General features: G+C 63.2%; 24 protein-coding genes. 19 read left to right on the top strand and 5 right to left on the bottom strand.

From position 1 onward, the window contains the following. Positions 1-48 precede the first annotated feature (48 nt). The 8 genes from prfB to EL191_RS17615 all read left to right on the top strand — a co-directional run bounded on the left by prfB (position 49) and on the right by EL191_RS17615 (position 7508). A protein-coding gene (prfB, locus tag EL191_RS17650; RefSeq protein ID WP_126403517.1) for a peptide chain release factor 2 occupies positions 49-1144 on the top strand; the annotation gives its coding sequence in 2 pieces (ribosomal slippage) (positions 49-120 and positions 122-1144; 1095 coding nt in all). Between the two features lie 80 nt (positions 1145-1224). Beyond that, entirely contained in the window at positions 1225-2727 is a 1503-nt protein-coding gene (gene lysS, locus EL191_RS17645; RefSeq protein WP_041979707.1) for a lysine--tRNA ligase, read from the top strand. Between the two features lie 167 nt (positions 2728-2894). After that, positions 2895-3608, top strand: coding sequence for a TetR/AcrR family transcriptional regulator (locus tag EL191_RS17640; RefSeq protein WP_013716786.1), 714 nt, complete (start codon positions 2895-2897; stop codon positions 3606-3608). 42 nt (positions 3609-3650) lie between these two features. Next, entirely contained in the window at positions 3651-4202 is a 552-nt protein-coding gene (locus EL191_RS17635; RefSeq protein ID WP_013716785.1) for a hypothetical protein, read from the top strand. Between the two features lie 8 nt (positions 4203-4210). Next, on the top strand, positions 4211-5500 hold the full coding sequence (locus tag EL191_RS17630; protein WP_041979708.1) for a flavohemoglobin expression-modulating QEGLA motif protein: 1290 nt from the start codon (positions 4211-4213) through the stop codon (positions 5498-5500). Positions 5501-5558: 58 nt separating this feature from the next. Continuing rightward, positions 5559-6305, top strand: coding sequence for a TIGR00266 family protein (locus EL191_RS17625; protein WP_041979709.1), 747 nt, complete (start codon positions 5559-5561; stop codon positions 6303-6305). A gap of 19 nt (positions 6306-6324) precedes the next feature. Next, complete coding sequence (locus EL191_RS17620) at positions 6325-7188, top strand: alpha/beta hydrolase (RefSeq protein ID WP_041979908.1); 864 nt, start codon at positions 6325-6327, stop codon at positions 7186-7188. Beyond that, positions 7185-7508, top strand: a complete 324-nt coding sequence (locus EL191_RS17615; protein ID WP_013716781.1) for a hypothetical protein — start codon at positions 7185-7187, stop codon at positions 7506-7508. Before EL191_RS17620 ends, EL191_RS17615 begins: the two co-directional genes overlap by 4 nt. 823 nt (positions 7509-8331) lie before the next feature. On the opposite strand, the gene EL191_RS17610 is transcribed toward EL191_RS17615, so the two are convergent. The 3 genes from EL191_RS17610 to EL191_RS17600 all read right to left on the bottom strand — a co-directional run bounded on the left by EL191_RS17610 (position 8332) and on the right by EL191_RS17600 (position 10321). Next, positions 8332-9117: an OmpA family protein gene (locus EL191_RS17610; protein WP_041979711.1), complete on the bottom strand. Its 786-nt coding sequence runs from the start codon at positions 9115-9117 to the stop codon at positions 8332-8334. Positions 9118-9164: 47 nt separating this feature from the next. Further along, entirely contained in the window at positions 9165-9578 is a 414-nt protein-coding gene (locus tag EL191_RS17605) for a DUF4398 domain-containing protein (RefSeq protein ID WP_024309327.1), read from the bottom strand. A 398-nt stretch (positions 9579-9976) separates the two neighbouring features. Beyond that, on the bottom strand, positions 9977-10321 hold the full coding sequence (locus tag EL191_RS17600) for a hypothetical protein (RefSeq protein ID WP_024309326.1): 345 nt from the start codon (positions 10319-10321) through the stop codon (positions 9977-9979). A 166-nt stretch (positions 10322-10487) separates the two neighbouring features. Here EL191_RS17600 and ppc point away from each other — a divergent pair, with 166 nt between their 5' ends. The 7 genes from ppc (at position 10488) to EL191_RS17565 (ending at position 17841) form a co-directional block, all read left to right on the top strand. Then, the gene (gene ppc / locus EL191_RS17595; RefSeq protein WP_013716777.1) at positions 10488-13124 is read left to right on the top strand and encodes a phosphoenolpyruvate carboxylase; all 2637 of its coding nucleotides are present in this window, start codon (positions 10488-10490) and stop codon (positions 13122-13124) included. Positions 13125-13347: 223 nt separating this feature from the next. Continuing rightward, entirely contained in the window at positions 13348-13995 is a 648-nt protein-coding gene (gene adk / locus EL191_RS17590; protein ID WP_017362788.1) for an adenylate kinase, read from the top strand. A 179-nt stretch (positions 13996-14174) separates the two neighbouring features. Continuing rightward, entirely contained in the window at positions 14175-14948 is a 774-nt protein-coding gene (locus EL191_RS17585; RefSeq protein WP_013716775.1) for a 5'-nucleotidase, lipoprotein e(P4) family, read from the top strand. A 114-nt stretch (positions 14949-15062) separates the two neighbouring features. Continuing rightward, on the top strand, positions 15063-15746 hold the full coding sequence (tsaB, locus tag EL191_RS17580) for a tRNA (adenosine(37)-N6)-threonylcarbamoyltransferase complex dimerization subunit type 1 TsaB (protein ID WP_041979713.1): 684 nt from the start codon (positions 15063-15065) through the stop codon (positions 15744-15746). 113 nt (positions 15747-15859) lie between these two features. Further along, complete coding sequence (locus EL191_RS17575) at positions 15860-16204, top strand: hypothetical protein (protein WP_017362784.1); 345 nt, start codon at positions 15860-15862, stop codon at positions 16202-16204. A gap of 53 nt (positions 16205-16257) precedes the next feature. Then, positions 16258-17127, top strand: a complete 870-nt coding sequence (locus EL191_RS17570; RefSeq protein WP_041979715.1) for a DUF72 domain-containing protein — start codon at positions 16258-16260, stop codon at positions 17125-17127. A gap of 12 nt (positions 17128-17139) precedes the next feature. Continuing rightward, positions 17140-17841 (top strand): extensin-like domain-containing protein, encoded by a 702-nt coding sequence (locus EL191_RS17565; protein WP_041979717.1) that lies wholly within the window; start codon positions 17140-17142, stop codon positions 17839-17841. A gap of 5 nt (positions 17842-17846) precedes the next feature. On the opposite strand, the gene EL191_RS17560 is transcribed toward EL191_RS17565, so the two are convergent. Then, complete coding sequence (locus EL191_RS17560; RefSeq protein ID WP_232005488.1) at positions 17847-18614, bottom strand: hypothetical protein; 768 nt, start codon at positions 18612-18614, stop codon at positions 17847-17849. A 106-nt stretch (positions 18615-18720) separates the two neighbouring features. Here EL191_RS17560 and EL191_RS17555 point away from each other — a divergent pair, with 106 nt between their 5' ends. After that, positions 18721-19506 carry a class I SAM-dependent methyltransferase gene (locus EL191_RS17555; RefSeq protein ID WP_041979718.1) on the top strand — a complete coding sequence of 262 codons (786 nt, stop codon included), beginning with the start codon at positions 18721-18723 and terminating at the stop codon, positions 19504-19506. A 16-nt stretch (positions 19507-19522) separates the two neighbouring features. Here the strand turns inward: EL191_RS17555 and EL191_RS17550 are convergent, their stop codons facing one another. Beyond that, entirely contained in the window at positions 19523-20158 is a 636-nt protein-coding gene (locus EL191_RS17550; RefSeq protein ID WP_013716768.1) for a TetR/AcrR family transcriptional regulator, read from the bottom strand. A 150-nt stretch (positions 20159-20308) separates the two neighbouring features. On the opposite strand from EL191_RS17550, the gene EL191_RS17545 reads away from it, so the two are divergent. The 3 genes from EL191_RS17545 (at position 20309) to EL191_RS17535 (ending at position 25962) form a co-directional block, all read left to right on the top strand. Further along, on the top strand, positions 20309-21412 hold the full coding sequence (locus EL191_RS17545) for an efflux RND transporter periplasmic adaptor subunit (RefSeq protein WP_041979719.1): 1104 nt from the start codon (positions 20309-20311) through the stop codon (positions 21410-21412). 6 nt (positions 21413-21418) lie between these two features. Further along, positions 21419-24493: an efflux RND transporter permease subunit gene (locus tag EL191_RS17540; protein WP_041979721.1), complete on the top strand. Its 3075-nt coding sequence runs from the start codon at positions 21419-21421 to the stop codon at positions 24491-24493. A gap of 167 nt (positions 24494-24660) precedes the next feature. Next, positions 24661-25962, top strand: coding sequence for an MFS transporter (locus tag EL191_RS17535; protein ID WP_041979723.1), 1302 nt, complete (start codon positions 24661-24663; stop codon positions 25960-25962). Positions 25963-25980: the final 18 nt, after the last annotated feature.

Raw genomic sequence — 25980 nt, 5'->3', positions numbered from 1 at the left:
GTATAATCGCCGGCTTTTCCGTCCGATTTGCCGCGAGCGCCGACTACCATGGAAATCAATCCGATCCTCAACGCCATCAAGGACCTGTCCGAACGTACTCAGTCAATTCGGGGGTATCTTTGACTACGATCACAAGCATGATCGTCTGGTCGAAGTAAACCGCGAGCTGGAGGACGCCAGCGTCTGGAACAAGCCCGAGTACGCCCAGGCCCTGGGCCGTGAGCGCGCCATGCTGGCGCAGATCGTCGAAACCATCGATGACCTCACCGGTAGCCTGGCCGATTCCAGGGATCTGCTGGAAATGGCTGCCGAAGAGAATGACGAAGGTGCGGTGAACGATATCGTCGCCGAAGTCGAGCGCCTGCGCGAAATCCTCGAGAAGCTGGAGTTCCGCCGCATGTTCAGCGGCGAGATGGATCCGAACAACTGCTACCTGGACATCCAGGCCGGCTCCGGCGGTACCGAAGCGCAGGACTGGGCCAACATCCTGCTGCGCATGTACCTGCGCTGGGCCGACAAGCGCGGCTTCGACGCCACCATCATCGAGCTGTCCGAAGGTGAAGTCGCCGGTATCAAGGGCGCCACCGTGCACATCAAGGGCGAGTACGCCTTCGGCTGGCTGCGTACCGAGATCGGCGTGCACCGCCTGGTGCGCAAGAGCCCGTTCGACTCCGGCGCGCGTCGCCACACCTCGTTCTCGGCGGTGTTCGTGTCTCCCGAGATCGACGACAAGGTGGAGATCGAGATCAACCCGGCCGACCTGCGCATCGACACCTATCGCTCCTCCGGCGCCGGTGGTCAGCACGTCAACACCACCGATTCGGCGGTGCGTATCACCCACGTGCCGACCAACACCGTGGTCGCCTGTCAGAACGAACGCTCCCAGCACGCCAACAAGGACACCGCGATGAAGATGCTGCGGGCCAAGTTGTACGAGCTGGAAATGCAGAAGCGCAACGCCGCCTCGCAGGCGCTGGAAGACTCCAAGTCGGATATCGGCTGGGGCCATCAGATCCGCTCCTACGTGCTCGATGACTCGCGCATCAAGGACCTGCGTACCGGCGTCGAGCGCAGCGACTGCCAGAAGGTGCTCGATGGCGACCTCGACGGCTATCTCGAGGCCAGCCTCAAGCAGGGCCTGTAAGCCCAGTAACCCATCCGTGGGCGCCGATCAGCCGGCGCCTGCTCAAATTTTGTACGACACGCCAGGCAGATAAAGCGACCATGAGCGACCAACAACTCGACCACAACGAACTGCAACAGGAAGAAAACAAGCTGATTGCCCAGCGCAAGGAAAAGCTTGCTGCCGTCCGTGAGCAGGGCATTGCCTTCCCCAACGATTTCCGCCGTGACAGCCTGTGCGCCGACCTGCAGAAACAGTACGAGGGCAAGAGCAAGGAAGAGCTGGAGGCCGCTGCCATCCCGGTCAAGGTGGCCGGTCGTATCATGCTCAACCGTGGCGCCTTCATGGTGCTGCAGGACACCTCCGGGCGTCTGCAGGTCTATGTCAACCGCAAGACCCTGCCGGCCGAGCAACTGGAAGCGGTCAAGCACTTCGACCTGGGCGACATCATCGCTGCCGAGGGCACCCTGGCGCGTTCGGGCAAGGGCGACCTGTACGTCGATATGCAGAACGTGCGTCTGCTGACCAAGTCGCTGCGCCCGCTGCCGGACAAGCACCACGGTCTGACCGACACCGAGCAGCGCTACCGCCAGCGTTACGTCGACCTGATCGTCAATGAGGAAGTACGCCACACCTTCCGCGTGCGCTCGCAGGTGATCGCCCACATCCGTCGTTTCCTCAACGAGCGCGGTTTCCTCGAAGTGGAAACCCCGATGCTGCAGACCATCCCCGGCGGTGCGGCGGCCAAGCCGTTCGAGACGCACCACAATGCGCTGGACATGGCCATGTTCCTGCGTATCGCCCCGGAGCTGTACCTGAAGCGGCTGGTGGTCGGTGGCTTCGAGAAAGTCTTCGAGATCAACCGCAACTTCCGTAACGAAGGCGTTTCGACCCGGCACAACCCCGAGTTCACCATGCTCGAGTTCTACCAGGCCTATGCCGACTACCGTGACAACATGGACCTCACCGAGGAGCTGTTCCGCGAGCTGGCCCTGGCCGTGCTGGGCAGCACCGACGTGCCCTATGGCGACAAGGTGTTCCACTTCGGCGAGCCGTTCGTGCGCCTGTCGGTGTACGACTCGATCCTCAAGTACAACCCGGACATCACCGAGGCTGACCTGAACGACGTCGACAAGGCCCGCGCCATCGCCAAGAAGGCCGGCGCCAAGGTGCTCGGCCACGAAGGCCTGGGCAAACTGCAGGTGATGATTTTCGAGGAACTGGTGGAGAGCAAGCTGGAGCAGCCGCACTTCATCACCGAGTATCCGTTCGAGGTGTCGCCGCTGGCCCGTCGCAACGACCAGAACCCCAACGTCACCGACCGCTTCGAGCTGTTCATCGGTGGCCGCGAGATCGCCAACGCCTACTCCGAGCTCAACGACGCCGAGGATCAGGCCGAGCGCTTCCTCGCCCAGGTGGCCGAGAAGGACGCCGGTGACGACGAAGCCATGCACTACGACGCCGACTTCGTCCGCGCCCTGGAGTACGGCATGCCGCCCACCGCCGGTGAAGGCATCGGCATCGACCGTCTGGTGATGCTGCTGACCAACTCGCCGTCGATCCGCGACGTCATCCTGTTCCCGCATATGCGCCCGCAGGCCTGACGGCAATACGGAAAGCCGCCCTCGGGCGGCTTTTTGCTGTCTGTGACTCCCGCATTCGGGGGGGATTTCTCCGGGTGGCGGGCTGGCAAGCGAAACGGAGCCTTTTGGTTGCCTGTCCAACCCATTACTCTCCTTGCCACAACCAGAGCGTAGAGGAACGATCCACCGTGAGCTCCGTACCTGCGTCCCCGAAAGCCTCCCATGCTGCCAATGCCGTTGCCGAAAGCGTTCAGTACCAGGGCCGCAAGGCCAGTCGTCAGGGCAGCGAGCAGCGCCGCCAGGCGATTCTCGATGCCGCCATGCGCATCGTCGTGCGTGAGGGCGTGCGCGCCGTGCGCCATCGCGCCGTGGCAGCCGAGGCGCAGGTGCCGCTGTCGGCCACCACCTACTACTTCAAGGATATCGATGACCTGATCACCGATACCTTCGCCCAGTTCGTCGAGCGCAGCGCCGCGCACATGGGGGCGTTCTGGGCCAGTACCCAGGGTACGCTGGAGGAGATGGTCGGGCGCCTGGATGGCAGCGAGCAGGCACGCCGGCAACTGGCCGAGGAGATCGCCGAGCTGGCGGTGCAGTATGTGCAGCGCCAGTTGCGCGAGCGCCGCGATCATCTGATCGCCGAACAGGCGTTCCAGCAGGAGGCGCTGCTCAATCCGCGTCTGCGTGAGCTGGTGCGGGCCCATAGGCAGATTCTCCAGCAGGGTGTGACCCACTTCTTCGAAGTGCTCGGCTCGCGCCAGCCCGAGCAGGATGCCGTGCTGTTGACGGCCACCATCGTGCGGATGGAGTATCAGGGCCTGCTGGACGGCGTGGATCATCTGGACAGCCAGGGAATGCTGGCCATCCTTAAGCGTTACATGAATCTGGTTCTGGGGCTGTAAGCGTCGATCATCGGGTCGAACGGCCTGCACAAGGAGAGCGTAATGAAAGCCTGGCGCGTAATGGTCGCCCTGTCCTTCCTGCTATTGAGTGGTTGCCTGGTCACCTTCAAGGACCCGATCCCGGCCAACGAGGCCGCGCCCATTCCACTGCTGGGCGAGTGGACCCGGCAGGACGAGTGGGGTGATCAGTTGTATCTGGAGATCACCCGAGCCGGCTCCAACCTCTATGAAGCGCGTATCTACGAAGGCAGCCCGGATAACGTCAGCAGCCTCGAAGAGTTCGGCTTTACCGTTGCCCACCATGGCCGCCGCTGGTATCTCTCGGCCGGCCTGCCGAAAAGCCTGGGCGCCAACTTCGCCATCGCCGGTTTCGAATTGACCCGTGACAACGAACTGGTGGTGTACAACCTCGATACCGAGCGCATCCTGCAGGACATGGACAAGGGCCTGCTGGAGGGGCAGACCGTCGCCATGCCCGAAGCTGACGGTGCACTGATCACCAGTCCGCTGGACAAGGTGTTCGCCTACCTCGACGACCCGGCCAATGCCGATCTGTTCGTCGAAGTCGCGCGTTACCAGCGAGTGGCCGAATAGGAATCGCAATGAACAGCCAGCAAAAACTGGACGACTATCAACTCTGCATTCGCGCCCTCAGCGACCGTATCGTCGAGGCGCAGACCCCCATCCGCGTGCTCGATGCGGTGAAGTGGGACGACGGCATCCGCGATGGCTTTCTCAAGGCCAAGGGCAAGCAGCCGCCGGCGGTGGACCGCGACTATTACCTGAGCCGGCCGCTGGCCTTCGATGCCGCGGCGAAGAAGCTGGAATTCCAGAACATCGAGCGCGACATCACCCGCCAGCTCGGCCAGTTCAACCCGGTCGGGCAGATCATGCGGCGCATGTGCAAGGAATACCGCATGGTCATCCGCATGCTCGAGGCACGCGGCACCGAGGATTTCGGCCTGATCAGTCAGGAGCTCTATGGCGCGGCGTCCGATGCCTTCCACGCCGGTGACCCGACCCTGGCCGATCTCGGCCTGATGCTTTCGGACTACCTCAACAACATCGCTGCGCGTGGCGATCTGGAAGACGAGGCCAAGACCCTCGGTGCCAGTGACGCGGTGAACATCCTGCAGCAACGTCTGGCCGGGGTGTTCGGCGACGACACCATTCGCGTATTCGAGTCCGACGGCATCCTTGCCGACGCGGCCGCTGGTGCCGATTACATCAAGATCCGCAGCGATGCGCGTTTCAACGAGCGCGACGTCAAGGCGCTGGAAGTGCATGAAGGCCTGGTGCATGTCGGCACCACGCTCAATGGTCTGAACCAGCCGATCTGCACCTTCCTGGCCAAGGGCCCGCCCTCGTCGACCGTGACCCAGGAAGGGCTGGCGATCCTCATGGAGGTGATTGCCTTCGCCTCCTACCCGACGCGCCTGCGCAAGCTGACCAACCGCACCCGTGCCATCCACATGGCCGAGGAGGGCGCGGATTTTCTCGAGGTATTCGAGTTCTTCCGCGAGCAGGGCTATGGCCTGGAAGGCGGCTACAGCAACGCCAGTCGGGTGTTCCGCGGTTCCTTGCCGAACGGCCTGCCGTTCACCAAGGACCTGTCGTACCTGAAGGGTTTCATCCTGATCTACAACTACATCCAGCTGGCGGTGCGCAAGGGCAAGCTGGAGCAGATTCCACTGCTGTTCTGCGGCAAGACCACCCTGGAAGACATGCGCACTCTGCGCAAGCTGGTGGACGAGGGCCTGGTGCTTCCGCCCAAATACCTGCCGCCGCAGTTCCAGGACATGAACGCGCTGTCGGCCTGGATGTGCTTCTCCAACTTCCTCAATCACCTGAGTCTGGATCGCATCGAGGCCGACTACGCCAATATTCTCTAGCGGCAGCAGGCGGCAAGGTGTAGCCCGGATGAAATCCGGGAATTGCGGAGAGCAGAACGTGGCAAGCCATCAACTCGAATACGAAATCCTCGGTGCTTCGGCGCAGTCGGTGGAAATCATCCTCGACCCCGACGAGACGGTGATCGCCGAAGCCGGGGCGATGAACTACATGACCGACGGCGTGCGCTTCGAGACGCGCATGGGCGACGGCTCGTCCAGTGGGCTGTTGGGCAAACTGTGGAGCGTCGGCAAGCGCATGCTCACCGGCGAGTCGCTGTTCATGACCCACTTCAGCAACGCCGGCAAGCGCCAGGCGCGGGTCGCCTTCGCCGCGCCTTATCCGGGTACGGTTGTGCCCATCGATCTGGCGAAAATCGGCGGCCGGTTGATCTGTCAGAAGGACGCCTTTCTCTGTGCCGCTCATGGCACCAGCATCGGCATCAGTTTCGCCAAGCGCCTGGGGGCCGGCTTTTTCGGCGGCGAGGGCTTCATCCTGCAGAAGCTCGAAGGCGATGGCCTGGCCTTCGTGCATGCCGGCGGCACGGTAATCCGCAAGGAGCTGAACAACGAAACCCTGCGCCTGGACACCGGCTGCCTGGTGGCTTTCAGCAGCGGCATCGATTACGACATCGCCCTGGCCGGCGGGCTGAAAAGCATGCTGTTCGGCGGCGAAGGGCTCCTGCTGACGACGCTAAAGGGCACCGGTACGGTATGGATCCAGAGCCTGCCGTTCTCGCGTCTGGCAGAGCGCGTCTATGCAGCGACCGTACAGGCTCGTGAAGAAGTACGCGCCGGTGGCAAGTAGCCTGAGGGCGCTGGTGCTGATGCTGGCCAGCCTGTGGCTGGTCGGTTGCAGCGGCCTGCTGTTCTATCCCGAGCCGGGGCTGCCGATCACCCCCGAGCGTGCCGGCCTGGAGTACCGCGACATTGAACTGCGCGCCGCCGATGGCACCCGCCTGCACGCCTGGTGGTTGCCAGCCAAGGCTGGCGTCGCGGTCAAGGGCACGGTGCTGCACCTGCATGGCAATGGTGGCAACCTGGCCTGGCACCTGGGTGGGGTGCATTGGCTGCCGGAGCAGGGCTACCAGGTGCTGATGCTGGATTACCGCGGCTACGGTCTGTCCGAAGGCAAGCCACGTTTGCCCGAGGTCTATCAGGATATCGACGCGGCCTTCACCTGGCTCGATCAGGCGCCGCAGGTCAAGGGCAAACCGCTGTTCCTGCTCGGGCAGAGTCTTGGCGGTGCCCTCGGCGTGCATTACCTGGCGCAGCATGCAGAGCGCCAGTCGACCTTGCAGGCCATCGCGCTCGATGGTGTGCCGGCAAGCTACCGCGATGTCGGCCGCTATGCCCTGAGCAAAAGCTGGCTGACCTGGCCGTTGCAGGTGCCGCTGTCCTGGCTGGTGCCGGACGGCGACAGCGCGATTCACAGCATCGATCGAATCCAGGGCACGCCCTTGCTGATCTATCACAGTGTTGACGATACGATCGTGCCGCTTTCCAATGGCCAGCGTTTGTATCAAGCTGCGCACCCGCCACGCGCCTTTCAGGCGACCCGTGGCCCGCACGTGCAAACCTTCGCCGAGCCCGCCTGGCGTCAATCGCTGCTGGCATTCCTCGCCGCGCCGCAGGCATACGTCGAACGGTCGGGGCCGGCTACCGAATCCGCAACAGAGAGTCCGCAATGACCGAACGCAATCCCATCCCTCTGATCCTCACGGGTGTCGCCAGCATCGTCGGCACCATCGGCGTGCTCTGGTACTACGGCTACCTGCATTTCGCCAAACCGGAAGATGCCCTGCTGCTGTCCGATTTCACCATGCTCAAGACCATCCCTGGCGAGGACTACAAGATTTCGCTGAAGCCGGCCAATCAGGTGGCGCAGTGCATCGACGGCGTGCTGGTGCTGTTCGACCTGCAGCAGAAAGGTCTGACCGGCGTGCTGGTGGATAACAGGAAGCAGGCCGTGCGCTGCATGGGGCAAGAGACTCCGGCGCTGGAGCAGTAAGCTCAGGCGTCCAAAATGAAAGGTTCTTCGCGTTCTCGCGGGGAAGATGCGCTTGACACCGGACTGGCAATTACGTGTGAGCTGTCGATGACCTAGCACTATCCATTAGTGCGCCGCCTGGTCTGCTGGGTTTCGCCCCTTACGGGCGACTCACTTTCTTTGCTTGTGCAAAGAAAGTAAGCAAAGAAACACACCCCTGCATACGGCCCCGGCTGCACCGGGGTTCCCTCGCTCCATCACCGTTCCAGGGGCATGCCGAGAAGGGCCATCCCTGGCCCATCACGGCTCTCGCGACATCCATGTCGCTCAACCCCTTCCACGGCGATTCCACTCGGCCTCCTGAAGGGGACTTGGGCGTTGTCTGTACCGCCGCAGTTGAAGAGCAAAGGCAAAGTCAGACGCCGCCAATTTCAATTGCGCAAAGATTACACAAGCTCGCGCCCCGGTCCCCTTCAGGAGGCCGAGTGGAGGTGTTGCGTAGGGGACGAGCCGCATGGATGCGGCGAGAGGCTTAATGGGCCAAGGATGGCCCATGTAAGCCGGCCCCCGGAGCAGCGCCGGAGCGAGGGAAGTTTCGCGTAGCGAAACCCGGATGTCGGGGTGCCCTTCTTTGGCGCACCTTTCTTGGGCAAGCAAGAAAGGTGTGGCGCCCGTAAGGGGCGCAACCCAAACGCTCAGCGCACTCGGTAATGGATAGTGCCAAGTCAGCAAGCGATGCGCACACAAACTTGCCAGTCCGGTGTCAACCCGCACTTTCCCCAAAATATGCGAAGAATCAAAAGAAACCCGCCACCAGGCGGGTTTCTTCATTACAGCGCTGTGATCAGGCGCCGGTAGCGGAGCGCGGAGCCACAGGCTGGTTGTCGTTGGAGATGGTCACCTCCACGCGACGGTTCTGCGCGCGACCGGAGTCGGTGGAGTTATCCGCAACCGGATACTCCTTGCCGTAGCCCTGGGCGACGATACGAGTCGGCTCCACGCCGGCGCGAATCAACGCACGACGCACGGACTCGGCGCGGCGCTCGGACAGGCCCTGGTTGTAGCTGGCCGAGCCGACGCTGTCGGTATAGCCCTCGACGATCACCTGGCGCTCAGGGTTCTCCTGGAGGAAACGCGCCAGCTGCGTGACATTGGGCAGTGCGCTGCTCTTGAGGTCGGCCTTGTTGAAGTCGAACAGTACGTCGCCGAAGGTCACCAGGGTGCCGCGTTCGGTCTGCTTGGCGTTGAGGCTTTCCTGCAGTTTGCGGATCTGCGCATCACGCGCATCGAGCAGGGCCTGGGCGCGTTGCGCCGAAGTGTTCTTCAGCTCGGCTTCGGCAGTACGCAGGGCGATGGTCTGCTTGGCTACCTCGACACGTTTGTTGGTCAGGTAAGCCAGTTGGTCGACCTTCTTCTCGTCTTCCTTGTCCAGATAGGCCTTGTCGGCCTTGTCCAGCCACTCCTTGGCTTCCTTGGTTTCAAGGGCGGCGACCTTGCTCGCCTGCGGATCGCTCTGCAGCGAGGAATAGTTGCTACGCGCCGATTCCAGGTTGGCGTTGGGTTGGTGCGAGCAGGCGGCAAGGCCGACGCTCAGGGCCAGAAGGGCGGGGATCATGACGTGGTTACGCATGGCGTTCATCCTTTGATCTGTCAGCAAATGGGTGGGTGGCTTGCCGCTCACTGAGCGTTACGCATGCCTTCCTCACGCAGTTCCTGAACACCCTGACGGGCGTCCTGCAGCGCTTGTTCGGCCTTGGCTGCCTGGGCCTTGCGCTCGGCGACTCGAGCATCCCATTCGGCCTGTTCAGCCAGGCGGCGGGCTTTCTCATAGTCTTCATCGTGCATGGCCAGCTCGGCTTCCTTGAGCTTGTCCTGCGCCGCTTTCATTTCCACGGCGGCGAACTCGGTGCCGCCGGCGCTGATCGCCGCGTTCACGGCTGACTGCGTCACGGCGTATTGCTCGGTAGGCGGGTTACCTGCGCAGCCAGCGAGTACCAGGCTGCTACCCAATACCAGGGCAGCCAGTTTGATGCCTTGCAGGCGGCTGCGCGGGGCTTTCTCGATACGGCTCTTCATGGCGGCTAACTCCATTTGAAACACTCCTATGAATGACGATATCCGTGACTACTGGCCCGCCATATCGCCCGTCTACCGAGGGCGTTGGCGATCGGTGTCGCCTCGGGGGCCTGAAGTTGGGACCTGAATATTTCTGGAATGGTTCAGAAAAAAAGACAGCCTGCTCACGGTTTTTTGAGTGACCGGTCGGTCAGGTAAGGGCGTGGTGAAAATCGCTGACTATTGTTGGCGACGGCGGGTGCCAGCAGGAATTTTCACTGATTTACGCGGTTTCCATTGGGCGCGCGTTAGCGCCCGATAGGATCAGGTCAAGCGCATGCGTTTCGTTCGTTCAGGCGGAGCGAGGGCTGCCATTAGCGCCCTCATTGAGTGGATCTGAACGATATATCGAACGGTTTACGACTCTGCTGGTCTTAGTGGCTCTTGCCTTTGGCCGTATCGCTGAGTTCGCGCAGGTACTTGCGCGACAGGGCCAGAAAGCGCGGCGTCGGCCCGATGTCCTCGTACAGTGGATCTCCCTGTTCATCCAGTGCCACCACCTTGTTGCCCTTTACATAGGGCAGGCTGGCCTCCAGCTCTTCCAGTGCCGCGCCGATCAGTTCGCCGAGCAGCTCCTCGCTGTGATGCTTGGGATACATTTCGGTGAGTGCCGCCAGGCGAGCGGCCGACTCGACATCCAGATGAATGTGATAGCGGGTTGGAGTCAGGTGACCCTTGGCATTCTGTTCCCAGTGTTTTGCCAGTTCGCGAATTCTCATGTCGTCGCTCCTTACGGGGGCGCAGGCGATGCCGGTCGGGCCATCCACTGCGCCTATCAACAAGCCTAAACCCAACACGCACCGCAGCCTGGGTACGCCTCGCACCCTTGTAAGAAGTTGGCGCGCTGGGCACTCTGTTGACCATGCTCAGGAGAAGGAGTGCGACATGGCGGAAATAGATGCGCGTCTGCGTGAAGAGGTGCACCTGCTGGGTGAACTGCTAGGGCACACCATCAGCACCCAGTTGGGCGATGAGTTTCTCGACAAGATCGAGCGCATACGCAAGGCGGCCAAGGCCGGCCGCAGCGGTTCTGATGCCGGTGCCGAGCAGTTGACCAGCACCCTGGGTGACCTCGGCGACGACGAGCTGTTACCCGTGGCCCGTGCGTTCAACCAGTTTCTCAATTTGGCCAATATCGCCGAGCAGCAACATCGCGTGCGTCGCCGCCGTGCGGGCGAGCCCGAACCGTTCGAGCTGCGCGTGCTGGACGAGTTGCTCGAACGCCTGCTCGCCGAGGGACAAGGTGGCGATGAACTGGCGCGTCAGCTGGGGCGCCTGGACATCGAACTGGTGCTGACTGCGCACCCCACCGAAGTAGCGCGGCGTACCCTGATCCAGAAATACGATGCCATCGCCGCGCAACTGACGGCGCTTGATCACAGCGACCTGTCACGGGGTGAACGTGAGCGCATCGTCGAACGCTTGCAACGGTTGATCGCCGAAGCCTGGCACACGGAGGAAATCCGCCGCAGCCGACCCAGTCCGGTGGATGAGGCCAAGTGGGGCTTTGCCGTCATCGAACATTCGCTGTGGCAGGCCGTGCCGCAGTTCCTACGTCGTGCCGATCAGAGTCTGCAGGCCGCCACCGGCTTGCGCTTGCCGCTGGAGGCCGCGCCGATTCGTTTCGCCTCGTGGATGGGCGGCGACCGTGATGGCAACCCCAATGTCACCGCTCGGGTGACGCGCGAGGTGCTGCTGCTGGCGCGCTGGATGGCTGCCGATCTGTACTTGCGCGATGTCGATCACCTGGCCGCCGAGTTGTCCATGCAGCAGGCCAGCGATGAGCTGCGCGCGCAGGTGGGCGACAGCGCCGAGCCCTACCGCGCGCTGCTCAAGCAACTGCGCGAGCGTTTGCGAGAGACACGCAGCTGGGCGCAGCAGGCGCTAACGGCCGATATCGCAGCGGGGCCTTCGGTGTTGCAGGACAACCGCGATCTGCTGGCGCCGCTGCAACTGTGCTATCAGTCGCTGCACCAATGCGGCATGGGTGTCATTGCCGACGGTCCGCTGCTCGATTGCCTGCGCCGTGCCGCGACCTTCGGTCTGTTCCTGGTGCGCCTCGACGTGCGGCAGGACTCTGCCCGGCACGCTGCGGCGCTGTCTGAAATCACCGATTACCTCGGTCTTGGTCGCTACGGCGAATGGGATGAGGAGGCGCGCCTGAGCTTCCTTCAGCGTGAACTGGATAGCCGCCGGCCGTTGCTACCGAGCGACTATCGTCCCTCGGCCGATACGGCCGAAGTGCTCGCCACCTGCCGTGAGGTGGCCGCTGCTCCTGCTGCCTCGCTGGGCTCTTACGTGATCTCCATGGCCGGTGCCGCTTCCGACGTGCTGGCGGTGCAACTGCTGCTGAAGGAGGCTGGGTTGCGGCGGCCGATGCGTGTGGTGCCACTGTTCGAAACCCTGGCCGACCTCGATCACGCCGGGCCGGTTATGGATCGTCTATTGGGGTTGCCCGGCTATCGTGCACGCCTGCATGGCCCGCAGGAAGTGATGATCGGCTATTCCGACTCAGCCAAGGACGCCGGTACCACCGCCGCTGCCTGGGCGCAGTACCGCGCCCAGGAGGAACTGGTGCGCCTGTGTCGCGAGCATCAGGTCGAGTTGCTCCTGTTCCACGGTCGTGGTGGCACCGTGGGGCGTGGTGGTGGCCCGGCTCACGCTGCCATCCTGTCGCAACCGCCTGGCTCGGTCGCGGGACGTTTCCGTACCACCGAACAGGGCGAGATGATCCGTTTCAAGTTCGGCCTGCCGGATATCGCCGAGCAGAACCTCAATCTCTATCTCGCAGCCGTGCTGGAAGCCACGCTGTTGCCGCCGCCGGCCCCGGAGCCTAGCTGGCGAGCGATGATGGATCGCCTCGCTGATGTGGGCGTCAAGGCCTATCGCGGCGTGGTGCGCGAGCATCCGCAGTTCGTCGAGTACTTCCGCCAGGCTACGCCGGAGCAGGAGTTGGGCCGTCTGCCACTGGGCAGTCGTCCGGCCAAGCGGCGTGAAGGGGGTGTGGAAAGCCTGCGCGCGATCCCCTGGATCTTCGCCTGGACCCAGACCCGACTGATGCTGCCGGCCTGGCTCGGCTGGGAGCAGGCGTTGGGGCAAGCGTTGGCGGGGGGCGACGCCGAGTTGCTGAAGGATATGCGTGAGCGCTGGCCTTTCTTCCGTACGCGCATCGATATGCTGGAGATGGTGCTGACCAAGGCCGACGCCAGTATTGCGGCTCTGTATGACGAGCGTCTGGTCGAATCGACGCTGCAGCCGCTGGGTGCGCAGTTACGCGACCTATTGTCGCAGGCCTGTGCTGCGGTACTGGAACTGACCGGCCAGTCGTGCCTGCTTGCGCACAATCCGGAAACCCTGGAATCGATCAGCGTACGCAACACCTATCTCGACCCGCTGCACCTGCTGCAGGCCGAGCTGCTGGCGCGCTGCCGGCAACGTGAACAGGCGCCGGAGAGCCCTCTGGAGCAGGCGCTGCTGGTCAGCGTGGCGGGTATCGCCGCGGGTTTGCGCAACACCGGTTGAGGGGCAAATGGTGCTGGCCAACGCATGCCTGGCCAGCGCCTCATGCCGGGTCCAGGGCGTCAGGAGGAGGGTTTTTATCCGACTTTTGGCGGCTTGTGCGCCTGGGGTGCGCTGTGTATCTTGAGCAGCCTTTTGGCCGCTACGGCTGCCGCACTACATTCAAGAGATTGGCCCCACGAGGCGAGTCCGACCGATTACTACATAACTCTTGAGGAGCACATCGATGCGCGTGATTCTGCTAGGGGCGCCCGGTGCCGGCAAAGGTACCCAGGCTCGCTACATCACCGAGAAGTTCGGCATTCCGCAAATCTCCACCGGCGACATGCTGCGCGCAGCGGTCAAGGCTGGCACCGAGCTCGGCCTGAAGGCCAAGAGCGTGATGGACGCCGGCGGTCTGGTCTCCGACGACCTGATCATCAACCTGGTCAAGGAGCGCATCGCTCAAGACGATTGCGCCAACGGCTTTTTGTTCGATGGTTTCCCGCGCACCATCCCGCAAGCCGAAGCGCTGCGTGATGCTGGCGTAGCCCTGGACCACGTGGTGGAAATCGCCGTCGACGACGAAGAAATCGTCAAGCGTCTGTCCGGTCGCCGTGTACACCCGGCTTCCGGCCGCGTTTACCACACCGAGTACAACCCGCCGAAGGTTGCCGGCAAGGACGATCTGACCGGTGAGGAGCTGGTTCAGCGCGAAGACGACAAGGAAGAGACCGTGCGTCATCGTCTGTCCGTCTACCACTCGCAGACCAAGCCGTTGGTGGATTTCTACCAGAAGCTTTCCGCCGCAACCGGTACGCCGAAGTGCAGCCATATTCCGGGCGTCGGCAGCGTCGAAGAAATCACCGCGAAGACCCTGGCCGCTCTGGACTGAGTCCACGCCGCCAGCCGTCATCGCACCAAGGCCCCGAAAGGGGCCTTGGTCGTTTATGGAACACGGATAGGTTTTGGTCGCTCTCAAGCATGTCCCTGACCACGGGGTAGCTAGTATCGTGGTGCAAGCTTCCGGCCTGTGTCGGGGCCGCCGATAACCTATAAGGAAGAGGGCATAAAATGACCGAGAAACGCATCTGGCTGGGCCTTGCGGTATCGCTATTGAGCACTCCGCTGGTATTTGCCGAGACCGCCGCACAGAGCAAGACTGATTGTTCGGTCGCGCAATTCACCATGGGTTTGCGCTTTCAGCAACAGTCCGCGGAGGTCCAGGCGCTCCAGTTGCAGGCCTACAACATCGCCACGGAGAAGCTCGACAAGGCCGTAGCGGCGGCGAAGGATCCTTCCAAGCTGGCCATCGTCACCGACCTCGATGAGACCGTGATCGACAACAGCGCCCTGTTGGCACGCGACCTGGCCAACTGTCACCAATACGATGCCTGGGATACCTGGCTGCCGTGGGAGCGTGACGGCACGCCCGAGCTGATCCCCGGTGCGAAGAAATTCCTCGAACATGCCGACAAGCTCGGCGTGACCATCCGCTACATCTCCGACCGTGCCGACGAGCAGAAGAAATACACCCTGGCTACCCTCACAAAGCTGGGGCTGCCCCAGGTATCGGAGGAGAGTGTGTTGCTGCTCGGCCCGCCCAAGGTCGAGCGTCGCGCCATCGTCAGCGCGGATCACCAGATCATCATGCTGCTGGGCGATACCCTGCATGACTTCGACACACGTTTTCGCAAGACGCCGCTCGACGCGCAGCGCAAGACTGTCGCCGACGAGGCCGATAAATGGGGCGTCGAGTGGATCGTGTTCCCCAACGCCGGTTACGGCACTTGGTCCAAGGCGCCGCTCAAAGGCTGGGAGGCCAAGCCGGTAGTCGAGCCCTGGTAAGGCTGCGCTGACCCCTTCGGTCGCTCGGTGCAAGCCGGGCGCCGTCATGGCGCTGGAAAAAAATGTGTCGAGCCGGTCTAATGCCGGCTCTTTTTCTTCAGCCGTCCGAATGCAATGACCACTCTCCTGGCCCTGGATACCGCCACCGAAGCCTGCTCCGTCGCGCTGCTGCATGACGGTCGCGTGCTCAGCCACTATGAAGTTGCCCCGCGTCTGCATGCGCAGCGCCTGTTGCCGATGATCCAGCAACTGCTGGGCGACGCCGGCATCGCGGCTTCGGCGCTGGACGCCATCGCCTTTGGCCGTGGCCCCGGTGCCTTCACCGGTGTACGCATCGCCATTGGCGTGGTGCAGGGCCTGGCTTTCGCGCTGGATCGGCCGGTGCTGCCGGTCTCAAACCTGGCTGTGTTGGCCCAGCGTGCGCTGCGTGAGCAAGGCGCCACCCAGGTTGCGGCAGCGATCGATGCGCGCATGGATGAAGTCTACTGGGGCTGCTATCACGCCGAGGCGGGAGAAATGCGTCTGCTCGGGCAGGAAGCGGTGTTGCCACCCGAGCAGGCCGAAGCACCGCGTGGTAGCGGTGGCGAATGGTTCGGTGCAGGTACGGGCTGGGGCACCTTTGCCACGCGTATCGCCCTCCAGCCCACGAGCGTGGATGGCAGCATGTTGCCGCATGCCGAAGACCTGCTGAGTCTGGCTCGTTTCGCCTGGGCGCGCGGTGAGGCCTTGCCTGCCGATCAGGCGCAGCCGGTCTACCTGCGTGACCAGGTCGCCACGCCGAAGGCTCCGCCGGCATGACTACTGGTCGGATGCTTGGCGTCAATAACGCCGTGGCATTTGCCAAGTTCGATGCCCGCCGCTACATTGCCAGCACTGTTCATCGTTCAGCCGAGCCCACCGAGCAATCCTAGATGCGGATCGACGGTTACCTACCTTCCTACTCGCCAGATCGCGGCCCTCGTTCGGGGACTGCGGTCACGCCCTATCGTGAGGCGCAGCGGGAAGTCGAGGCTCAGCGTGAGCAGCCGGCTGCTCCGGCGAGCAGTCAGGGGCTTGAGCAGACCCCGCAGATTCGTCGTGTGCAGGCCAGCAGCAGTAACACCGACAGCCTGCCGAGCCGGTCGCAGGACCTTGGTTATCAACAGCCCTCGCTGAGTAATCGTGCCGCTCAGGCGTTGGCCAGCTACAGCACCACCGCCGCTTACGCCAACGACTACGACGCGCAGGAAGTGCTCGGCCTCGATCTTTACGCGTAACCCCGTTCCATGGCGTGTCTCACGCCCCTCAGCCAGGTCCGCTACATAGATCGATGAGTGCTGCGCTTCCCTATTTTCTTGGTTGTCCATCCTGGAGCGAAGCGGCCTGGCGCGCCACGCTCTACCCGCGGGACACGCGCCCCACGGATTTTCTCGGTCGCTATACCGAGGTATTCAATGCGGTAGAGGGCAACACCACGTTCTACGCCAGGCCCAACGAGCAAACGGCTGCTCGCTGGGCGCTGGCGATGCCGGCGCACTTTCGTTTCTGTGCCAAGTTGCCTCGCGATATCAGCCATAGCGAGGATCTGTGCCGGCAGCTCGACGAGGTCGCGCAGTTCCGCCAGCTGCTGGCGCCGCTTGGCGCTCGGGTTGCGCCATACTGGCTGCAATTGCCGGCTGCCTTCGGCCCTTCGCGCTTGGCCGAGCTGGCTGCGTTTATCGAGCAGTGGGGCGACTGGCCGCTGGCCGTCGAGGTGCGCCACCCGGAATTCTTCGCCAAGGGCGATGCCGAACGCGTGCTCAATCGCCTGTTGCATGAGCGCGGTATCGAGCGCATCTGCCTAGACTCGCGTGCGCTGTTCAGCTGCGATTCGCAGGAGCCTGCCGTGCTGCATGCGCAGGCCAAGAAACCGCGCCTGCCGACTCGGCCCACCGCGTTCAGCCAGCATCCACAGCTGCGTTTCATCGGCCATCCCGAACTGCTGGCCAACGACCCCTTCATGCAGCCCTGGCTGGACAAGGTCGCCGGCTGGATCGAACAGGGGCTCGCTCCCTACGTCTTCGCGCACACCTCTGACAATCGCCTGGCGCCCGAGCTGGCACGGCGTTTTCACCAGCAACTGATGCAGCGCCTGCCGGGCTTGCCCGAGTTGCCGGTGCTGCAGACGGAACCTGAACTGGAGCAGCTCGGCCTGCTCTGATAGAGGATGGATATGCTGATACGGATAATCGGCCGTTTGCTGTTTCTCGCCCTGCTGCTGTGTGCGGCGCTGCTGGTAGCGCTGTGGCGTGGCTGGGTTGAGGTGGCGCCACGGCTCAACCCCTGGGCGCCACTGGACGTGCGCGAAGCGCCGAACCTGCTGACTCCGTTCAAACTCTGGCGCCTGAGTGAGGATCGTGAGCTGTGTGACTTGGCTCTGGCGACTTCCGAGCTGCGTTTCACACGCCTTGAAGACAGCACACCGCATCCTGGCTGCCCGATTGAAAATGCCGTGCGTATCCAGGGGGCCAGCGTTGGCCTGAGCAGCAGTTTCATGGCTACCTGCCCGCTGGCGGTGAGCTTCGCCCTGTTCGAGCGACATGGCTTGCAGCCGGCTGCGCAGGCGGTGTTCGGCCAGCCGGTGACCCGTATCGAACACGTCGGCAGTTTCGCCTGTCGCAGCATCGCCGGCAGTCAGCGGCCCAGCCAGCATTCCTATGCCAATGCGCTGGACATGGTCGGCTTTCGCCTGCGCGACGGCCGGCGCATCAGCGTGCTTCACGACTGGCCAGGGGAGGGCGACAAGACGCGCTTTCTACGTCTGGTACAGGAGGCGGCGTGCGAAAGCTTCAACGTCACCCTGGGGCCGGAATACAACGCCGCCCATCGTGATCATTTTCACGTGGACATGGGCATGTGGCGGATGTGCCGCTAGCGCCGTTAGCGCTTGGCCAGCAACAGATCGGCGGCCTGTCCGCTACGCCCATCGGTGAGTTCGAAGCGGCCCAATTGTGCAACCTGATCGTAAGCGCCCAGTGCGATGCTGACATCGCGGGCGCGCAGATCGATGGCGCTGACGCCTGCTTCGCCAAGCGTTTGCAACTGCTGGCGACCCTGGGCATCGAAACGTAGCAGGCGTAGTTTGTCGAACACGGCATCGGCGGCATCGATACGGCCGTCGCCGTTATCGTCGAAGCGTGCCAGTTCGGCGAAGCCATTGGCAGCCCCATGCTGATCGCCAAACAGCTCGCGGCCATCGTCGATCCGTCCGTTGCCGTTGCGATCCAGTGCCAGAAGGGCGTCGTCACCAGTGGGGGCGCTGATCGAATCGATGCGCCCATCGGCATCCAGATCGAAACGTACCGGCCGGCTCAGGCCGCTGGTGGAAAAACCGTTGCCAGCCAAGTCCAGCACCAGTGGATCGACCTGTTGCGGCGACTGCCCAGTGCTGACATTCAGCTCCAGACCGCGCTGCTCGATCACCGCCTGGCTGACGGTCGCTGCGCTGTCGGAGATGGGCAGTGGTTCTGCTGTTTGCCTTAGCTCGCGGACAATCTCGCCAGGCTTTTGCTCGTTTTCGATACCCAGAGTACGGCGCAGAATCTGATAGTTGATCGATTCATTCGCTGCATTATCGAGCTGCTCGTTCAGTGAGCGAGGGCTGGCAGGGCTGCTGCTGGGGCGCGGAGCGGATAGAGCGTCGAACATGTTCACACTCGATGCGGCTGTCGGCGGCCGGGTCTGGCAGAATGCCGCTTCTTCGATATCGGCCGGACGGTCGATGCTTTGAGTGATTTTTGAGCAGAACGAGCCAATGACCGACGAGCGGCACAACGCCAGCATCCGCATCCAAGCCCTGCATCCTCAGTACGCCGAAGCGGCCGCCCAATGGGCGTCACGCCTGGGCCTGGCGCTCGAGGGGGAAACCGAGTTCGCCCTGCAGTTGGGGGATGACGGGCTGCAGCTGGTCGAGTTGGGCGACAAGGCACCCGGCCCGGTGCGGGTGGACTTCGTCGAGGGGGCGGCGGCGCATCGACGTCAGTTCGGTGGTGGCAGCGGACAGATGATCGCCAAGGCGGTGGGGGTGCAGTCGGGGATTCGCCCGCGCATCCTCGATGCGACGGCAGGACTGGGGCGCGATGCCTTCGTGCTGGCCAGCCTGGGTTGCGACATGACCTTGATCGAGCGCCAACCGCTGGTCGCCGCGCTGCTGGAGGATGGTTTGCAACGTGCGGCGCTCGATCTTGAAGTGGCGCCCATCATCGCCCGCATGTGCCTGCTCACCGGCAATGCCATCGAGCTGATGCGCGCCTGGCAGGGTGAGGCGCCACAGGTGATTTACCTCGACCCGATGTTTCCGCATCGCGACAAGAGTGCGTTGGTAAAGAAGGAGATGCGTCTGTTCCGTCCCTTCGTCGGTGACGATATGGACGCGCCGGTATTGCTCGAGGCTGCGCTCGCGCTGGCCACCCATCGTGTGGTGGTCAAGCGCCCGCGCAAGGCCCCGGCTATCGAAGGTAGTAAGCCGAGTTATGTGCTGGAGGGCAAATCCAGCCGCTACGACATCTATCCGAAGAAGAAGCTGGAAGCCGGCGCTTAGGTTGCGCGATCTGTGATCAGGGCCGATAAGCGCGCAGAAACAGTTGCACCGCGTCCTGCACATGATGTTCCGCGGCTTCACCCTCAAGCGGCTCGCCACAGCCGATCAGCAGGCGGAAATGCGCGCCGCCCTTGAGCAGGCTGAAGAAGTGGTCGGCGGCCAGGTGCGGATCGTCCAGGCTCAGCAGTCCGCGCTGGGCCGCTTTGTGCAGCAGCACTTCCATCTCATCCTGCACCCGTTTCGGGCCGGCTTCGTAGAACATCTGCGACAGCTTGGAGCCCTGGCTGGCCAGGCTCACCATCATCCGGTGCATTTCCACTGATTCGCGGCTATTGACCAGCGCCAGGAAGCCGCGCGCGATGCCCAGTAGCTGGCTTTCCAATGGCACGTTGTCCGGTAGTTCGAACAACAGTTCCGGCAGCTGTTCCTCGCATTTGGCCTTGATCGCCGCGGAGAAGAGGGTCTCCTTGTCGGTGAAGTGGCTGTACACGGTGAGCTTGGAAACCCCGGCCTCTGCGGCGATCGCGTCCATGCTGCTGCCGTCGTAACCATTACGCAGGAACAGGCTCTTGGCCGCCTCGAGAATGGCCAGGCGTTTGGCGGGATCCTTCGGGCGGCCGGGACCGGTAGGCTGTAACAATTTCTTGGGCATTGGCGAATTTTAATACTGGACTGGCGAGTTTGCTATTTTTACTATACCCGCCAGTACAAATATTCCAAAGGGCAATTCTGGAAGCGTCGACGACTGTTGAGCCGCCTGCTGCCAGGGCCAGCCCCAAACCTTCTCCGAAAGGTCTTACACATGTCTCGCCACGCTCTTCCCCTGGTCGCTTCTCTGGGTCTGGTCTTCGTGTTGTCTGCCTGTGGCAATGGAGAGCAGGCCGAACAGCCGGTTCGCCCGGCCATGGTGGTGCAGCCGCAGCCGGCCACCGCTCTGGTCGACAGCTATCCGGGTGAGGTGCGCGCGCGCTATGAGCCGGAGCTGGCCTTCCGCATCGGTGGCAAGGTGAGCAAGCGCATGGTGGACGTCGGTGACCGGGTGAAGAAGGACCAGGCACTGGCCGAGCTGGACCCGCAGGACGTGCGGCTGCAACTGGAAGCCACCCGTGCGCAGATGGCGGCGGCAGAGGCCAACCTGCAGACCGTGCGCGCCGAGCGTGAACGCTACAAGGCGCTGCTCGGGCGCAACCTGGTCAGTCGCTCGCAGTTCGACAACGTCGAGAATCAGTACCGTGCTGGTGAGGCCCGGCTGAAACAGGTCAAGGCCGAGTACGACGTGGCGCGCAACCAGACCGACTACGCCGTGCTGCGCGCTTCGCAGGATGGCGTGATCGCTCGCCGTGCGGTCGAGGTCGGGCAGGTGGTGGCAGCCGGGCAAACCGTGTTCACCCTGGCCGCCGATGGCGAGCGTGAGGTATCCATCAGCCTGCCGGAGCAGATCTTCGGCCGTTTCGAGATCGGTCAGGCGGTCGAGGTGGAGCTGTGGTCGCAGCCCGACCAGCGTTTCCCCGGGCGCATTCGCGAAATGGCGCCGGCGGCCGATCCGCAATCGCGTACCTTCGCCGCTCGTGTCGCTTTCAGTGAAGGCAAGGTGCCGGCCGAGCTGGGGCAGAGCGCGCGCGTCTTCATTGCCAGCAACGGCGAAGTGCCGCTTGCTGTGCCGCTGTCGGCACTCAGTTCCGAGCAGGGCAAGGCTTTCGTCTGGGTCATCGACCCCAGGGAGCACACCGTGCAACGCCGGCCGGTCCGTGTGGGCGCCTATGGTGACGACCGCGTGCCGGTGCTGGAGGGGCTTTCCGCCTCCGACTGGGTGGTGGCCGCTGGCGTCCAGTTGCTACGTGAGGGCCAGAAGGTGCGCCCCGTGGATCGCGACAATCGCAACGTCGAACTGGCAGCCAAGGAGTAAGCCTGCATGAGCTTCAACCTGTCTGCCTGGGCGCTGCGCCATCGCCAGATCGTCCTCTACATCATGCTGTTGTTCGCCGTTGTTGGTGCGCTGTCCTACACCAAGCTGGGACAGAGCGAAGACCCGCCCTTCACCTTCAAGGCCATGGTGATTCGCACCAACTGGCCGGGTGCGAGCGCCGAAGAGGTGTCTCGCCAGGTCACCGAGCGCATCGAGAGGAAGCTGATGGAGACCGGCGAGTACGACCGCATCACCAGCTTCTCCCGTCCGGGCGAGTCGCAGGTCACCTTCATGGCACGTGATTCCATGCGCAGCTCGCAGATTCCCGAGCTGTGGTATCAGGTGCGCAAGAAAATCAGCGACATCCGCCACACCTTGCCGAGCGGTATTCAGGGGCCGTTCTTCAACGACGAATTCGGCACCACCTTTGGCAACATCTACGCGCTGACCGGCAGCGGTTTCGACTACGCGGTGCTCAAGGACTACGCCGATCGCCTGCAACTGCAACTGCAGCGGGTCAAGGACGTCGGCAAGGTCGAGTTGGTGGGGCTGCAGGACGAGAAGATCTGGATCGAACTGTCCAATACCAAGCTGGCGACCCTGGGTCTGCCACTGTCTGCCGTGCAGCAGGCGCTGGAGGCGCAGAATGCGGTGGCGGCTGCCGGTTTCTTCGAGACGTCCAGCGAGCGTATCCAGTTGCGCGTAACCGGGCGCTTCGAATCGGTGGAGGAAATTCGCGATTTTCCCATTCGCGTCGCTGATCGTACCTTCCGCATAGCCGACGTGGCCGAGGTCAAGCGGGGGTTCAACGATCCACCCGCACCGCGCATGCGCTTCATGGGTGAGGACGCCATCGGCATTGCGGTGTCGATGAAGGACGGCGGCGACATCCTGGTTCTTGGCAAGGCGCTGGAGGGCGAGTTCGCTCGCTTGCAGCAAACGCTGCCGCTGGGTATGGAGCTGCGCAAGGTGTCGGATCAGCCGGCGGCGGTGAAGACCGGCGTGGGCGAGTTCGTCAAGGTGCTGGTGGAGGCGTTGGTGATCGTGCTCGCGGTCAGCTTCTTCTCCCTCGGTCTGCGCACTGGCCTGGTGGTTGCGCTGGTGATTCCGCTGGTGCTGGCGATGACTTTCGCCGCCATGTACTACCTCGGCATTGGCCTGCACAAGATTTCTCTCGGCGCGCTGGTGCTCGGCCTCGGTCTACTGGTGGACGACGCGATCATCGCGGTGGAAATGATGGCAATCAAGATGGAGCAGGGTTTTGATCGCTTTAAGGCGGCCAGTTTCGCCTGGACCAGCACCGCCTTCCCCATGCTCACCGGGACGCTGATCACCGCTGCCGGCTTTCTGCCCATCGCCACGGCGCAGTCCGGCACCGGCGAATACACCCGGTCGATCTTTCAGGTCGTGGCGATCTCACTGATCGCATCGTGGATCGCCGCGGTGATGTTCGTGCCGTATCTGGGCGACAAGCTGCTGCCGGACCTGGCCAAGCTGCATGCTGCAAAACACGGTGGCAGCGATGCGGGCCATGACCCCTATTCGACGCCCTTCTACCGCCGCGTACGCGCTACGGTGGAGTGGTGCGTGCGCCGCCGCGGCATCGTCATCCTGCTGACCATCGGCTTGTTCATCGGCTCGGTATTGCTGTTCCGCTTCGTGCCACAACAGTTCTTCCCGGCTTCCGGTCGTCTGGAGTTGATGGTCGACATCAAGCTGGAGGAGGGCGCCTCACTGAGTGCTACGGAGGCCGAGGTGCGTCGCCTGGAACAACTGCTCAAGGAGCAGCCTGGCATCGATAACTACGTCGCTTATGTCGGCACCGGTTCGCCGCGTTTCTACCTACCCCTGGATCAGCAGTTGCCGGCGGCGAGCTTCGCCCAGTTCGTCGTGCTGGCGTCGAGCATCGAGGAGCGTGAGCGCCTGCGCACCTGGCTGATCCAGACCATGAACGACGAGTTTCCTGCACTGCGCAGCCGCGTCAGCCGCCTGGAGAACGGCCCACCCGTAGGCTATCCCATCCAGTTCCGCGTCAGCGGCGAGCATATCGACGAGGTGCGTGCCCTGGCTCGACAGGTAGCGGACAAGGTGCGCGAGAATCCGCATGTGGTGAACGTGCATCTGGACTGGGAGGAGCCGAGCAAGGTGGTGATCCTCAATATCGATCAGGATCGTGCGCGCGCGCTGGGGGTCAACACCGCCGAATTGTCGCGCTTCTTGCAGGGCTCGCTATCGGGCACCAGCGTCAGCCAGTACCGCGAAGGCAATGAGCTGATCGAGATTCTTCAGCGTGGCACGCCGCAGGAACGCAAGGCGCTAAGCCTGCTGCCCAGCCTGGCGGTGCCGACCGACAGCGGTCGCAGCGTGGCGCTGTCGCAGGTGGCAACACTGGAGTACGGCTTCGAGGAAGGCATCATCTGGCACCGCAACCGCCTGCCCAACGTCACCGTGCGGGCCGATGTCTATGGCAAGGAGCAGCCAGCCAGCCTGACCCAACAGATCCTGCCGACGCTGGAGCCGATCCGCGCCGAGTTGCCGGATGGCTACCTGCTGGAGGTGGGCGGTACGGTCGAGGACTCGCAGCGCGGGCAAAAATCGGTCAACGCCGGTATCCCGCTATTCATCGTGGTGGTGCTGACGCTGCTGATGCTGCAGCTCAAGAGCTTCTCGCGTTCGGCCATGGTATTTCTCACCGCACCGCTGGGGTTGATCGGCGTGACGCTGTTCCTGCTGATCTTCCGTCAGCCGTTCGGTTTTGTCGCCATGCTCGGCACCATCGCCCTGGCCGGGATGATCATGCGTAACTCGGTGATTCTGGTTGACCAGATCGAGCAGGACATCAGCCACGGCCTCGATCGCTGGCATGCCATCATCGAGGCCACCGTGCGCCGCTTCCGCCCCATCGTGCTGACCGCGCTGGCGGCCGTGCTGGCGATGATTCCGCTGTCGCGCAGCGTATTCTTCGGGCCAATGGCGGTCGCCATCATGGGTGGCCTGGTGGTCGCCACGGCACTGACCCTGTTGTTCCTGCCGGCGCTTTACGCGGCCTGGTTTCGGGTCAAGGAAAGCGAGGCTCGCTAACGAGCGAGTGACGCTGGCGGCTTGCTCCTGAAAAGCCCGGTAGACGTGGCGGGACAAGCGGCGGCCATGGATAATGCGCGGTTTTCGTCGGCCCCGCCCGGGGCCGGCGGGACGCCATCGTCCCGTGTTCGTCGGACGGCGCTGCCACCGTCCTGCCTGGAGTCCTCATGTTCAGCCCGCTCGTCACCTTCCCGGCCCTGTATAGCGCCACATTACTCATGCTGGCCGGTTCGGGGCTTTTCAGCACCTACATGGGCCTGCGCCTGACGGAGGAGGGCGCGGGCGACGCCTGGGTCGGCGGTCTGATGGCGGCCTACTATTTCGGTCTGGTATGCGGTGGCAAGTTCGGCCACAAGCTGATCGCCAGCGTTGGCCATATCCGCTCCTACGTCGCCTGCGCCGGCATCGCCACGGTGATCGTGCTGCTGCATGTGCTGGTCGAGCGCCTGGAAGTCTGGCTGTTGCTGCGCTTCGTGATGGGCGCGGTGATGATGAATCAGTACATGGTGATCGAAAGCTGGCTCAACGAGCAGTCGGAGAACCATATGCGCGGCAAGGTGTTCGCCGGCTACATGGTGGCCGTGGATCTGGGCCTGGTGGTCGGCCAGGGCCTGCTGGCGATGAGCCCGACCCTGGATTACAAGCCGCTGGTGCTGGTGGCGATCTGTTTCGCCTCCTGCCTGATCCCGCTGGCCGTGACCCGTCGCGTGCACCCGGCCAAGCTGGTGGCTGCACCGCTGGAAATCGGGTTTTTCTGCAAGCGCGTGCCGCAGGCGCTGGGCAGTATTTTCGTGGCGGGGCTGATGGTCGGCGCCTTCTACGGCCTGGCGCCGGTTTATGCCAGCCGCAGCGGGCTGGATACTGCGCAGGCGAGCCTGTTCGTGGCCATCTGCATCATCGCCGGCTTCTGTGCGCAGTGGCCGTTGGGCTGGTTGTCCGATCGCCTGGACCGTAGCTGGTTGATTCGCGGCAACGCCATTCTGCTGTGCCTGGTCGCCATTCCCATGTGGGGGCTGTTCGACCTGCCGTACTGGCTGTTGTTGGCCAACGGCTTCGTCACCGGGATGTTGCTGTTCACCCTCTATCCGCTGGCCGTGGCGCTGGGCAACGACCATGTCGAGCAAGCGCGCCGGGTGGCATTGTCGGCCATGCTGCTGACCACCTATGGTGTTGGCGCCTGCATCGGACCGTTGTTGGCCGGTTTCATGATGCAGCGTTTCGGGCCGGGCATGTTCTACATGCTGGTATCGCTCTATGCGGTGGTGCTGATCTTCTGGGTGCAGCCCAAGCGCGTCACCGGCCGGCACCGGGTTGACGAGGCGCCGCTAAGCCATGTGCCGATGCCTGATACGGTCAGCCCCATGGCCGCGGCGCTCGACCCGCGTGTAGACGAAGTGCCGGAAGACTTGCTGGTGGATGCGCCCGTCAGTATCGGTCGCTCCGACGGCGAGCCGGACCCGCAGAAATAGGCAACAAAAAACGGGAGC

It is taken from the genome of Pseudomonas mendocina (genome assembly GCF_900636545.1).
Classification (GTDB): domain Bacteria; phylum Pseudomonadota; class Gammaproteobacteria; order Pseudomonadales; family Pseudomonadaceae; genus Aquipseudomonas; species Aquipseudomonas mendocina.
Note: the sequence above shows the minus strand (reverse complement) of the source record. Positions and strands in the feature narration are given on the sequence as shown.